We start from the raw sequence: 12,051 nt of genomic DNA on the forward strand, positions 1-12,051 counted from the left end.
TGCGCGATCGCGGTTTAATTAAAGGTGGTAGCTTGGACAATGCTCTGGTTTGTGGTCAACACGGATGGGTTAATCCTCCCTTACGATTTTCAAATGAGCCAGTACGTCATAAACTTTTAGACTTAGTAGGGGATTTGAGTTTATTAGGACGTTTTCCTGTTGCTCATATCCTGGCCTATAAAGCTAGCCACCATCTCCATGTCCAACTTGCCAAAAAGCTGGCTGAACGCATGGGTTGCAAGTTAAACACAAAGAAGGTTGAACCTTTAAAAATTAACAAACTAACCTGCAATCTGTAATTTTATTAAAGTACGCTTATGTCCACACTGACTGACGTTAACACGCCAAATAACTCTACCGGAACTACCAAGGATGTAAATGATGACTCATCGACTAAAACAGTTCTAACCGTCGAAGACATTCATAAACTACTCCCCCATCGGTATCCTTTCGCATTAGTTGATCGGATTATTGACTATGTTCCAGGTAAAAGAGCTGTAGGTATCAAAAATGTTACCTTCAACGAACCTTTTTTTCAAGGACATTTTCCTGGACGACCCTTGATGCCTGGGGTGATGATCGTGGAAGCTATGGCTCAGGTTGGCGGGATTGTATTAACCCAAATGCCCGATAGTCCTGAGGGATTATTCGTATTTGCAGGGATTGACAAAGTTCGTTTTCGGCGTCCCGTAGTGCCAGGAGATCAACTGGTGATGACTGCGGAACTGTTGTCCATCAAGCGCAGTCGTTTTGGTAAGATGCACTCAGTTGCTACTGTTGATGGTAAGAAAGCAGCAGAAGGCGAGCTTATGTTCTCTATAGTGGATTAAAACATGATTAGCAAGAGCTTAGAAAGTTATTTAGTTGTTCGCCTTTGGCGTCCCTTTTAGGGTAGGTTATTTGCTTGAAAGTTATTTGGTTGTTCGCCTTTGGCGTCCCTTTTAGGGTAGGTTATTTGCTTGAAATACTTGACTTTGGAGGTTAAAAGTTAATGTTATATATTATGACTACAACCTGCAACATTAAACCTTAAACCTGCAACAGTCAACCTTAACCCTTAAACCTGCAACAGTCAACCTTAACCTTTCAACATTAAACCTTAAACCTGCAACCTTTAACCTTCAACCTTTAACCTGCAACCTGCAACCTGCAACAGTCAACCTTAACCTTTCAACCTGCAACCTGCAACCTGCCAGTATTGTTAGTCATTGGTCACTTTGGTGTTTGGAAAATTGGCAACACTTATTCATCCTACTGCTGTTATCCATCCTGGTGCTGAACTACACCCGACAGTTCAGATTGGTGCCTACGCGGTGATCGAAGATAATGTGAAAGTTGGTCCAGAAACAACCATTGGTGCCCATGTGGTTCTTTCTGGACCAATGGAGATCGGAGCCAGGAATCAAATCTTTCCAGGAGCAGTACTGGGTTCGGAACCCCAAGACCTCAAGTATGATGGTGCTCCTAGCTGGGTGAGAATTGGTGATAATAATCTAATTCGAGAGTACGTCACCATTAACCGAGCCACCGGGGCAGGAGAAGCAACTGTAATTGGCAATGGCAATATGCTAATGGCTTATAGTCATGTTGCTCACAATTGTGTAATTGAAGATTATGTAATTATCGCTAATGGAACTGCTATAGCGGGTCACGTTTATATTGAGTCCCAGGTGAGAATTAGTGGGGTGTTGGGAATTCATCAATTTGTCCACATTGGACGTCTAGCTATGGTCGGTGGGATGAGTCGCATTGACCGGGATGTTCCACCCTATATGCTAGTGGAGGGAAATCCATCCCGAGTGCGATCGCTTAACTTAATCGGTCTTAAACGGGCTGGACTGACAACTGGTGAGATTAGACAGCTAAAAAATGTATTCCGGAAGCTCTATCTTTCAGGACAACCGTTCACTCAAGCCCTCCAAACTTTGGAATTGCCACCAGATAACCCACATGTGCAGCACCTGCATCAGTTTTTGCAGTTGTCTGTCATGGAAGGTCGTCGGGGTTTGATTCCTGGTCGTCGGTGAAAAGGGTAAAGGTTATCAAGGTTTATTTCAAATTCCTTTTACCTTTAACCTTTACCCTTTGCTAACCTATTTTAGAGATTCTTAATTAAGAAAATAGGAGATTAAAACACAAAATCTGCTTCTGTGATATCACCAGAATCTACACCAGTCAAGACAGCTAATGGTTGATTATTGATGGTGGTGATTATGGTATCGTCATTTTGTTCAAAAATCGAAATCTGGCCAAAGGTCAGACCATCTAACTGCAACAGATCTTCGCCATCGGTAAAGTCAGTGATGGTGAGTTTGCCTACTGTTGACAAGACAAAGGTATCTTGCCCACTGCCACCAGTTAAAATGTCATCTCCTGGGCCACCGATCAGGGTATCGTCATCATTTCCGCCTTCGAGGGTATCCTGACCATTGCCACCTTTGAGGGTGTCATGACCGTCCCCTCCAAACAGTTGATCGTCACCGTCACCACCGTCGAGGTAGTCTTCCCCAGCAAAGCCTAGAAGGGTATCTTGACTGTTAAGCCCTTTGATAATATCGTCACCTCCGCCACCTTCAAGGCTGTCATTGTTGGAAGTACCGATTAGAGTAACACCAGCTTCCTCAAAGCTAAGGTTGTCAAGGGCGAAGCGGAAAGCAGCGGCATCATTGAAATCGATCACGACCCGGTCTATTGGTGTACTAATACCAGAAAGGGAGAACAGACCCTCGGTAAAGCTTGGCTGTGAACTAGTATCGACTGCGATCGTATTTACCAATGTGGAGCCATCATCAAACAGTTCCACTGTAAAACCAGGTGTGAGAGTAGCAAAGGTACTCAGCGCCACCCCAAACTCAAGCTCGGAAACCGGTGCATCAAAGTCAAGGGTTAGGATTCCGGCGGCATCACCTTCCAAACTCGGATCTTGTACAAAAGCAATTGATCCTGGACCGAAGGAACCATAATTGGCATCCGTTGAATCTACCCCACCGACTTTGAAATCAAATGTGACCCCCATGAAACTTAGGTCATCAACCGGTTGAAAAGGCAGTTCATCGAAGGTCAGAACTGTTGTGTTAGTGGAATTGGTAGACATCTTTATTTCTCCTAAAAAAAAATTTTAATTGCACCCTATAGTATGAATATTGTGATTTTAGCTTGATGGAATTAGCGCAAATCACTAATGATTTTCATTTTATTCATTTTTTATGATACTTTAAAAAATATTAAAATTGGATGAATTAAATGACTAGTTTTAATGAAGTTTATGTGAATAATTTAAAATTCCATAAAATTGTAAAACTTATCTTTTAAAAGAAAATACTTAAGTATAAAAAATTTACATAATTAGTGATTAAGCTTTTATGGATTTAAATGTCCGTTCCCGTAGCGTGACCGTAGGTCAATCCCGTAGCGTGACCGTAGGTCAATCCCGTAGCGTGACCGTAGGTCAATCCCGTAGCGTGACCGTAGGTCAATCCACTGGCGCAAAAGCTGGTCTACCCTCTCCCCATCTCCCGATCTCCTCATCTCCCCAAAGGGCCCCTATTCACAATTTCAAGGTGTGACAGCTTACCCTCGCCTGGCACTGATACCATGTTTCAGTGGTCAGGTAATTTAGATATGGTTACTGTCTACTGCCTATTTCCCTAATCCCTATCCACCCATTAACCATGACTCTCAAAACCATCTTTATCAGTACTGGCGAGGTATCTGGTGATTTACAAGGGGCTCTACTGATTGAAGCATTGAAACGTCAGGGAACAGCAGCTGGCTTAGAGTTAGAGATTGTTGCTCTAGGGGGTGATCAAATGGCTCAAGCTGGTGCGAAGCTGTTGGGTAATACCACCAGTATTGGTTCTGTGGGAATTCTGGAATCTCTACCCTTTGTGCTGCCTACCCTGAAAGTCCAAGGTCGTGCCAAACAGTATCTCCGGCAGCAGCCCCCTGACCTAGTGGTGCTGATTGACTACATGGGACCAAATTTGAGTATTGGGAGTTTTCTTAAGCGTGAACTACCGCAAGTACCGGTAGTGTATTATATTGCTCCCCAAGAGTGGGTTTGGTCTATCTCTAAGCGCAACACCAGGATTATTGTAGAGATGACTGATATCATGTTGGCAATTTTCCCAGAAGAAGCCCGTTACTTTGTGGAAAAGGGAGCGTCAGTTAGTTGGGTAGGTCATCCCCTGGTAGATCGGATGGAATCTAGCCCAAGCCGGGAAGAGGCTCGTGCTACCTTAGGCATAGCTCCAGAACAAACTGCGATCGCACTTTTACCTGCCTCTAGACAACAAGAAATAAAGTATCTCATGCCTGTAGTCTTCGAAGCCGCCAAGCAGCTACAGTCACAATTGTTAGATACTGAGCAAACACGGGTTAGCCAGTCGAAGGGTGAAGGGTTAAGGGAAAGTCAAGCTGATTCACCACTATTTTGGATTCCCCTATCCTTAGAAGCCTATCGCCATCCCATTGAGGAAGCAGTACAGCGCTATGGTTTACAAGCTAAGGTGGTAGCTGGTGAAACTAAGGAAATCTTGGCTGCTGCTGATTTAGCCATTACCAAGTCAGGTACAGTGAATTTGGAACTAGCACTACTAGATGTGCCCCAGGTAGTTTTCTACCGAGTTAATCCCTTTACCTACTGGCTTGCTCGCACCTTCTTGAAGTTTTCCATTCCCTTCATGTCTCCCCCTAACTTAGTAGTCATGCGTTCCATTGTGCCGGAGTTGTTACAAGAGCAAGCCACACCAGAGAATATTGTTCGGGAATCCTTGGAACTCCTTTTTAATCCAGAACGGCGTCAGCAAACCCTGAAGGATTATCAGGAAATGCGCCAGTTATTGGGTGAAGTGGGCGTATGCGATCGCGCTGCTAAGGAAATTTTCCAACTAATAAGCTAAGTGGTCAAAGGCTAATGGCACCTCAAGTAGCGTGCGCGTAGCGCATATGCTTACAATCCTGCTAATTCCAGACAAATTCCAAGTCTAAGACAAAGCCAGGTAAAACATCTTCTCCCGATAATGTTTTGGGAGATTTCAACACCTCTACAGCTTGATGGATTCGATAAATTTCAACCGTCTTATGATTAGGGTCAATTAACCAACCCAAACCCAGTTGATTATCAATATAATCCTGCATTTTTTGGCGTAACGGTTCCATATTGTCACTCTTTGAACGCAACTCCATTACAAAATCAGGACAAAGGGGTGGGAAAGTTTCTTGTTGTTCAGGGGTTAATGCATTCCATCGTTTTTGAGTAACCCAAGCTGCATCAGGAGAACGAATTGCCCTATTGGGAAGTCGAAAAGCAGTAGAGGAGTTAAAAGTAACCCCCAGTTTGGTTTGGCGATTCCATAACCAAAGTTGTCCTTCTATATCAATGTTGCGTTTTCCAGTATTCCCCCCAGTGGGTGGCATAACAATTAATTTACCTGTAGCACTACGTTCTAAGCGCAAGTCTCGATTAGCACTAGCAAGTTGTTCAAACTGCTCGTCAGTAACTCTGAGGCTGGGAGGAATGTTGATCGGAAGGGTATTCATGAATCAATCTCAAGTTATCCCTTATAGATATATCTAGCAATTGCTTCGCAATTAAGACGAATCGTTGTCTTGCCTGGGACAACCCAAGTAAAGTTTAACAAAATCTTCCGCTGCTGCTGGATTAATCTGATACAGTGCATCCCGAAGTTGAATCACCATCTCAGCGCCTGGATCTCTAATTTCATTCACCCAACGGTATATATTTGAACGCCCAATTCCCATCAGCACAGCGACTCGATTCTGGCTGATGCCGTAGCTTTCTAATACTTGTTTGAGGGCTTTGCCTGCTTTTCCCATGCCTCAAATTCTGTCATTTACTCAGGACTGAGTAAATGGCACCAAATGGACTACAATGAGGACGACTCATTGTAGTCCATTCGGTAACAATAAGAAGGTAACTTCCCATGTCCAACAACTTTCTACCAGAACCGGAAGAAACTGCCTCGGTACCAGCCTCCGAGCCTACTCCCACACCACCTCAACCCAAGCGAGAACCTGTGCAAATCCTAGTCATTGGTTCAAGTAACAGCATCACCAAAATCATCCACACCCAATACAAACTCGGTTTTGCTGAAATCAGCGAATGGAGTCCCTTAATGCCTGCTTCCATTCCCGGTAAACAGATGCGTGCTCTTACTCGCTACGTTTCTACCAATTAACCTCCCTCTTCACCATAAGGGCAACTTAGCATGAGGTTAACTTCCCAAACAACAAAAAAAACTAAGCACGACCACTCAATTGCAAAAGCCTAATTTCTACAACCTCTTCATAAAGCCTTTCGAGCTGAGTAATATTCCCACTTAAGGTATAGCGCTCTAGAACCCTTGCCCTAGCTTTGTGACCAAGCAAAGTAGTCCAGTCTCTGTGGTCACGCAATAGGGGCAATAGGGTTTTCAGTTGGGATGTCACCCCATGGGTATTGAGAATTACCCCAGCACCATCCTCTAACACTTCCCCATCAGCTCCAGCATCTGTGGCTACACAAGCCACACCACAAGCCATGGCTTCCAGTAATGATAAGGACAGCCCTTCCAATAGAGAAGGTAAAATAAACACATCCGCTGCCCGCAAAATCTCAATCCGTTGTTGCTCGGAAGCCACAAATCCTAGCCAAATGACATTTTGTTCTTCCCCATAAAATGGTTTCAATGAGGCTAATAACGGTCCATCACCAGCAATCACTAGCTTGCTGGATTTACCCAGGTTACAGTGTTTCCACGCTCGCAGCAGCGCTTCCACATTTTTTTCCGTAGCAATCCGACCTTGATAAACAAACAGGCGTTCCGCTTTGAACTGGGATGCAAACTCAGAGGTACACTGGGAGTATCCTGGAGAATATTTCTGGACATCCACCCCATTGGGAATAACTGCTAGCTTGTGATCAGGAACCCCAACCCGGCTTAGGACATCCCGTTGGAGTTGAGAAAAGATAATCACTCGGTCGTAGTGGGCGAGAAACGGCGCATAAACTTGATAGGTCAGCAATTGGGTTCCCGATTGCAAATTGCGTCGTTTACCATCAAAGGGCGGATGGAAGGTCGCCACTAGGGGTAAATTGAGTTCGGTACAGATTTCCGGTAACAGGAAGTCTAAAGGAGATAAAGTTAAGGAAGCATGAACCAGATCAGGTTTGAGCTCCTGTAGCGATCGCTTCAAAACCTTACTGGCGGTTAGGGTTGGAATGGTATACATCTGAGACTTGTACAAGCAAGGCAGTGGTACCTCCTGACAACCCCACCAAGTCCGGTCCTCTTCTTCTTGGGCAAAGTGGAGGAAACTGACCTGGTAGCCCCGGTCGAGCAGAGCATTGGTCACTTCTCGATTGTAGGTGACGTTACCACAAAAAGGGGATTTTTTTCCGAGCCAGGCGATATGCATTCCGGTTGGTAGTTAAGTCTCTATTGATGACGTTTATTTAAATTATTTAATCTATTACCGGAAATATACCAGTTTAAGAACCCACCTAAGAACACAAGTGCTGCTAAACCAAGAAATACAGGTTGTAAACCCAACCAAGTTTCTGCGATCCCCGCTAAGGCTAATGGTAAACTCAAGGCGATATTAATAGCGTTGTTTTGTAGTCCGAAAACTTTGCCCCGCATCTGTTCTGGTGTTTCTGCCTGGATGGTAGTCTGCATCGGGATACCCACCAAAGCCCCAAACCCCCCCAATACCATTGTCATCAGTAAAGCCAGCCAGAGATTGTTAGTGAATAGGGACAACCCTACTAAGGCTACTCCCATACCTACAGAACCAGACAGACTTAAATCTACATAGGAGGTGTCATCAAACCAGTTTCCTAGGATTGCTGCACTAATCGCCATCCCAATTCCACCTGCTGCTAACAAGAAGCCAAACTGGGAAGCGGTGATCCCAGGTAGGTTTTCCGCGAGTCTTACCGCCAGAACGGCTAAAGCAGCAAAAACGGAAAACAGAATAACTTGTTGAATCATAGCATTGCGGACATTTCGATGGTGTTGTACGTAACGCAGACCATCGGCAATGTCTGCCCACACATAAGGTTGCTCAGCCTTAGACTTTGCCCGATTTTCACCCGTTCTCAGTAACAACAACACTAATCCTGCGATCGCATAAGACCCTCCTACCAAAACTTCTTTCCCCAAGTACACGCCGAAATGTAGCTGAGCTCCCAAGCTATCCGCTAAGGCTAACAACGGTTCACCCACAGCAAAACCAATGATTAAGGAAGCCATCATGGTTGTAGTATATAGGGAGTTGGCCGACAGTAGGTGGTGCGGTTTCACAATCAAGGGAATTACCGCTTGTTCTGCTGGGGCAAAAAATTGGGTCAGGGTAGAGACTAGAAATGTAATCACTAATAAGACGTAAAAGCCGAGTGGCACATTGGAGACTGATGTCCAGCCTTGAGTAAAGGACAACAACCCAGGCACTAACAACACCAGTGCGCCTCGCAACAGATTGGTTAGCACCAGCACATCTTTTTTTGACCACCGATCCACATAGACGCCAGCCAAGGAACCAAATAGAACTGCTGGGATGGTAAAGGCAATCATGATAGCTGATACCCAGCCACTGATAGTTTGATCAGCGTCTTGAAAGCGACTGGTTATCAAGGCAATCATTAACACCAGATAAACTTTGTCTGCTAGCTGAGAGAAGACTTGACCACTCCATAGGGCTAAGAAGTTGGAATTTTTTAGAACTGGTAGAAATCCTTTATCCGGTGATGAATCCAGTTCCTGATCCCTTAGCTCATCACTTCTCGATGAGGGTTTTGCCACCAAATCAGACTTGGTGAAATCAGACGTGGGGTCTGGGGAGTGTTTTTGTTTTTTTCCAGGCTCCGATGATCGCATTCTGGCTTTTCTGGGTTAGGCTTTTTTATTACCAGTAACAACTTTTTTAGATAGTCATACTGTTACTATGAATGGATGATTTACTCGGCAATTGGTAATTAGTAAATGGTAATTATTAATTGATAATTTAATACCTTAATCTTGCTGCTTTTAAACACCAAAATTATATTGTCATTACCCATTAACTATTATTTATTACCCATTATTTATTACCTATTAACAGACCCGGATTATGAGTATTAGTTAACAGACGACAACGCATCCACTAAAGCCGCTGAGCGAATTGAGCGACCAAAGTGATACTGAGCGTAGTCTCGTAAAATTCGCTCCAGCTTCACCCAGAGTGAATCTATAGACTCAGCCGCCTTCCACCCTCCCAATTGCTCTTTTAATAGTGTAGTCAGCTGAGGTAATTCAGCAGCTGCCAGTTGTTGAAGCAGGGTTAACTCCAGAGCATTCAGCTTATGATTTACTCGTGGAGGAGGGGGTAGGATGACATCAGTATCAGTGTTGCCAGTGGTTTGAGTCAACCTCTCTACTTTATTCGGAATAGTTCGATTCGGAATAGTTCGATTCGGAATAGTTGGATTGGGTAAATCCTTCATATTGGACTCATGACTGACTAAACTAATAGTGCCACCTGCTTCTACACTAAAACCAACCCGCCAATTCGGGTCAGTCAAATCTGGACTTAAAGTGTGTTGTGTGATACAACAAAGTTGCACTTGAGGTGCTATTCCGGCCAGGGCAAGCAGGTGAAAGACACCATGGGACAAATGGGCTAACACTAAGGACAACCCTGAGGGATTAGCTGTAATTTTAGGTAACTGCTCCAGACGCCGTAGATGTTCATTAAGTAGTTCGTAGAGTTCTTCCTGAGGCTGCTCACTCAAAGCATGACAGAGAACTAATTCTGCCAGATACTGGCTAGCTGCCAGTTTACTGAGCTCCTGACTCAATCCTGGGTAGGATTCTGTAGTTTCTGCTTGGATAATTTTATCTAGCGATCGCCCTTTTGCCAGCAGTAGTTGATTGACCACAAACAAGCCACTCCTACCACCTAATTTCGATTTCTGCTTCCTTGCCCCTGGTGCCACTACCCGAATCAGACCCAACTCCCTAGTTAAAATTGTCACCAACCTGTCCGCTTCCCCCAGCGGTATACTTTTCAGATTAATTCCAGTGGCTTTGTAGGTTTGACTCATTCGTCATTATTACTTGCTAATTTTTAATTTTTAATTTTTAATTTTTAATTTTTAATTTTTAATTTTTAATTTTTAATTTTTAATTTTTAATTTTTAATTTCCAAGTTATCCCGTTGTCGCAGCAAGTCAGGACCACGAGACGTGCCTAGCCTAGTTGCTCCAGCAACGACTAAATCCAAAGCTTGCTCGATGGTTCGGATACCTCCTGATGCCTTGATTCCAACTTGCCCCTTGGTGACTTTTTTCAAAAATCGGACATCATCAATTGTGGCACCACCATTCCAGCCAGTGCTGGTTTTGATAAATTGCGCCCCAGCATCCATACAGATTTCCGCAGCAAGACGTTTTTCCGTATCACTCAGCACAGTAGTTTCCAAGATGACTTTGACGGTTTTACCCGTTTCTTCACAGATTTGGGCAATTTCTTGGTAAAGTTCCTCGGTTTTACCGGCTTTCAAACCACCGAGGTGAATCATTACATCCAGCTCTGTCGCTCCATTTTCCACTGCCTCTTGGGCTTCATAAAGCTTAGCAGTGGGTGTTGTGGCACCAATCGGAAAACCAATCACGGTACAAACCTTTGGTACTCTACTGTGGAGGAGTTCAGCCGCTTGTTTGACGTAAACTGGCGGGACACACACTGTAGCAAACTTATATTGGTCTGCCTCTTGACACCATTTTTCCACCTGCTCTGGTGTAGCCGTGGGAATAAGCAGGGCATGGTCGATTATGGGAGCAATATCAATGTCTGGATAGTCTATATCCATCGCTATATAAGATACTTAAGTAAAAATCAACCAACTTGTCAGTATAACAGTTAACAGTCAACCGTTAACCGTGTCAGGCTAACAAGGCTGCTGTCACCCAGTCAGGTCAAAAACTTATCCGTTGCTTCGATCAAAGCACTGCGGATACCTGGTTCTGCCATGGAATGACCCGCATCGGGTACCACAATCAACTCAGCTTCTGGCCAAACCTGATGTAATTCCCAAGCTGATACCATCGGACACACCACATCATAGCGTCCCTGGACAATCACCCCAGGGATAGATTTAATCCGGTCTACATTCCTGAGTAACTGGTCTTCTGGTTCAAAAAAGCCTTTATTGACAAAGTAATGACATTCAATTCTGGCAAACGCATCAGCAAATTCACCCTCACCAAACTTTTGGATCAGGCTTGGGTCTTGGAAGAGTTTACTGGTACTTGCTTCCCAAATTGACCAAGCCCGAGCTGCTGAATTGCGGGTTTGAGGATCCGGACTGGTCAACCGTCGATAGTAAGCAGAAATTAGATCATGGCGTTCTGCTTCTGGGATCGGCTTGATATACTCTTCCCAAGCATCAGGGAAAATATAGCTTGCTCCCTCCTGATAGAACCAACGAATTTCCTTTTGCCTGAGCATAAAAATTCCCCGCAAGATCAGTCCTAGACAGCGTTCAGGATGGGTTTGACTATAGGCTAAAGAAAGAGTGCTACCCCAACTACCGCCAAAAACTACCCACTGCTGAATACCCAGTTTTACTCGCAGTTTTTCGATATCACGAACTAAATCCCAAGTAGTGTTTTCCTCAAGTTCAGCATGGGGAATACTTCTACCACAACCCCGTTGGTCAAACATGACAATTCGCCATTTCTTTGGGTCAAAGTATTGGCGATAAACCGGTTGGCTACCACCTCCTGGTCCTCCGTGTAACACGACTACTGGCTGACCTTGTGGGTTACCCGACTCTTCAAAATAAATGGTGTGGAGGTTAGAAACTGTTAGGGTTTGCTGGTTGTAAGGTTCGATGGGGGGATAGAGTTCTCGCATAGTTGTGCCTTGGGGTTACAGTTACGATTACATAAAGTACATACAAAAATAATTAAAAATATCGACAATCGTATTATAAAGTAGTATAATAGTAATCTAGCTTATAATCTCCAATTGCTTAACCTCTAATTATCCCAATTAAAATTAGGAGGCA

14 protein-coding genes are annotated in these 12,051 nt (G+C 44.2%); 5 read left to right on the forward strand and 9 right to left on the reverse strand.

Features of this window, described 5'->3' with window-relative positions; translation table 11 throughout:
• The 3 genes from F6K37_RS05330 to lpxA all read left to right on the forward strand — a co-directional run.
• Positions 1-299 (forward strand): UDP-3-O-acyl-N-acetylglucosamine deacetylase (locus tag F6K37_RS05330; RefSeq protein WP_287248707.1); only part of this gene is annotated, 299 nt, incomplete at its 5' end.
• An 18-nt stretch (positions 300-317) separates the two neighbouring features.
• Positions 318-830 (forward strand): 3-hydroxyacyl-ACP dehydratase FabZ, encoded by a 513-nt coding sequence (fabZ, locus tag F6K37_RS05335; protein ID WP_008180185.1) that lies wholly within the window; start codon positions 318-320, stop codon positions 828-830.
• Between the two features lie 402 nt (positions 831-1,232).
• Positions 1,233-2,027, forward strand: coding sequence for an acyl-ACP--UDP-N-acetylglucosamine O-acyltransferase (gene lpxA, locus F6K37_RS05340; RefSeq protein ID WP_044492344.1), 795 nt, complete (start codon positions 1,233-1,235; stop codon positions 2,025-2,027).
• A 101-nt stretch (positions 2,028-2,128) separates the two neighbouring features.
• On the opposite strand, the gene F6K37_RS05345 is transcribed toward lpxA, so the two are convergent.
• The gene (locus tag F6K37_RS05345) at positions 2,129-3,094 is read right to left on the reverse strand and encodes a calcium-binding protein (protein WP_008180189.1); all 966 of its coding nucleotides are present in this window, start codon (positions 3,092-3,094) and stop codon (positions 2,129-2,131) included.
• 266 nt (positions 3,095-3,360) lie between these two features.
• Complete coding sequence (locus F6K37_RS05350; protein WP_154659686.1) at positions 3,361-3,528, reverse strand: hypothetical protein; 168 nt, start codon at positions 3,526-3,528, stop codon at positions 3,361-3,363.
• A 143-nt stretch (positions 3,529-3,671) separates the two neighbouring features.
• Here F6K37_RS05350 and lpxB point away from each other — a divergent pair, with 143 nt between their 5' ends.
• Positions 3,672-4,901, forward strand: a complete 1,230-nt coding sequence (lpxB, locus tag F6K37_RS05355; protein WP_287248711.1) for a lipid-A-disaccharide synthase — start codon at positions 3,672-3,674, stop codon at positions 4,899-4,901.
• Between the two features lie 61 nt (positions 4,902-4,962).
• Here lpxB and F6K37_RS05360 read toward each other — a convergent pair whose 3' ends face one another.
• Positions 4,963-5,541, reverse strand: coding sequence for a Uma2 family endonuclease (locus F6K37_RS05360; protein ID WP_287248713.1), 579 nt, complete (start codon positions 5,539-5,541; stop codon positions 4,963-4,965).
• Between the two features lie 51 nt (positions 5,542-5,592).
• Positions 5,593-5,838 (reverse strand): helix-turn-helix domain-containing protein, encoded by a 246-nt coding sequence (locus tag F6K37_RS05365; protein WP_008180196.1) that lies wholly within the window; start codon positions 5,836-5,838, stop codon positions 5,593-5,595.
• A 107-nt stretch (positions 5,839-5,945) separates the two neighbouring features.
• Here F6K37_RS05365 and F6K37_RS05370 point away from each other — a divergent pair, with 107 nt between their 5' ends.
• Positions 5,946-6,200 (forward strand): hypothetical protein, encoded by a 255-nt coding sequence (locus F6K37_RS05370; RefSeq protein ID WP_008180198.1) that lies wholly within the window; start codon positions 5,946-5,948, stop codon positions 6,198-6,200.
• Positions 6,201-6,261: 61 nt separating this feature from the next.
• Here the strand turns inward: F6K37_RS05370 and F6K37_RS05375 are convergent, their stop codons facing one another.
• From F6K37_RS05375 to pip, 5 genes are all read right to left on the reverse strand, one after another.
• Positions 6,262-7,419 carry a glycosyltransferase family 4 protein gene (locus tag F6K37_RS05375; RefSeq protein WP_008180200.1) on the reverse strand — a complete coding sequence of 386 codons (1,158 nt, stop codon included), beginning with the start codon at positions 7,417-7,419 and terminating at the stop codon, positions 6,262-6,264.
• Positions 7,420-7,439: 20 nt separating this feature from the next.
• Positions 7,440-8,879: an MFS transporter gene (locus F6K37_RS05380; protein ID WP_008180203.1), complete on the reverse strand. Its 1,440-nt coding sequence runs from the start codon at positions 8,877-8,879 to the stop codon at positions 7,440-7,442.
• A 239-nt stretch (positions 8,880-9,118) separates the two neighbouring features.
• Positions 9,119-10,084: a DNA repair protein RecO gene (gene recO / locus F6K37_RS05385; RefSeq protein ID WP_008180205.1), complete on the reverse strand. Its 966-nt coding sequence runs from the start codon at positions 10,082-10,084 to the stop codon at positions 9,119-9,121.
• Positions 10,085-10,170: 86 nt separating this feature from the next.
• On the reverse strand, positions 10,171-10,851 hold the full coding sequence (gene deoC / locus F6K37_RS05390; protein WP_008180207.1) for a deoxyribose-phosphate aldolase: 681 nt from the start codon (positions 10,849-10,851) through the stop codon (positions 10,171-10,173).
• A gap of 101 nt (positions 10,852-10,952) precedes the next feature.
• Positions 10,953-11,897, reverse strand: coding sequence for a prolyl aminopeptidase (gene pip / locus F6K37_RS05395; RefSeq protein WP_287248718.1), 945 nt, complete (start codon positions 11,895-11,897; stop codon positions 10,953-10,955).
• Positions 11,898-12,051 lie beyond the last annotated feature (154 nt).

It is taken from the genome of Moorena sp. SIO4E2, assembly GCF_010671945.1.
GTDB lineage: Bacteria > Cyanobacteriota > Cyanobacteriia > Cyanobacteriales > Coleofasciculaceae > Moorena > Moorena producens.

Excerpts from the sequence above, each read along its gene's own strand:
- F6K37_RS05345 (WP_008180189.1), bottom strand. The coding sequence starts at position 3,094 with ATGTCTACCAATTCCACTAACACAACAGTTCTGACCTTCGATGAACTG.
- deoC (WP_008180207.1), bottom strand. The coding sequence starts at position 10,851 with ATGGATATAGACTATCCAGACATTGATATTGCTCCCATAATCGACCAT.
- F6K37_RS05350 (WP_154659686.1), bottom strand. The coding sequence starts at position 3,528 with ATGAGGAGATCGGGAGATGGGGAGAGGGTAGACCAGCTTTTGCGCCAG.
- lpxB (WP_287248711.1), top strand. The coding sequence starts at position 3,672 with ATGACTCTCAAAACCATCTTTATCAGTACTGGCGAGGTATCTGGTGAT.
- recO (WP_008180205.1), bottom strand. The coding sequence starts at position 10,084 with ATGAGTCAAACCTACAAAGCCACTGGAATTAATCTGAAAAGTATACCG.
- F6K37_RS05370 (WP_008180198.1), top strand. The coding sequence starts at position 5,946 with ATGTCCAACAACTTTCTACCAGAACCGGAAGAAACTGCCTCGGTACCA.
- F6K37_RS05380 (WP_008180203.1), bottom strand. The coding sequence starts at position 8,879 with ATGCGATCATCGGAGCCTGGAAAAAAACAAAAACACTCCCCAGACCCC.
- pip (WP_287248718.1), bottom strand. The coding sequence starts at position 11,897 with ATGCGAGAACTCTATCCCCCCATCGAACCTTACAACCAGCAAACCCTA.
- F6K37_RS05360 (WP_287248713.1), bottom strand. The coding sequence starts at position 5,541 with ATGAATACCCTTCCGATCAACATTCCTCCCAGCCTCAGAGTTACTGAC.
- F6K37_RS05375 (WP_008180200.1), bottom strand. The coding sequence starts at position 7,419 with ATGCATATCGCCTGGCTCGGAAAAAAATCCCCTTTTTGTGGTAACGTC.
- F6K37_RS05365 (WP_008180196.1), bottom strand. The coding sequence starts at position 5,838 with ATGGGAAAAGCAGGCAAAGCCCTCAAACAAGTATTAGAAAGCTACGGC.
- fabZ (WP_008180185.1), top strand. The coding sequence starts at position 318 with ATGTCCACACTGACTGACGTTAACACGCCAAATAACTCTACCGGAACT.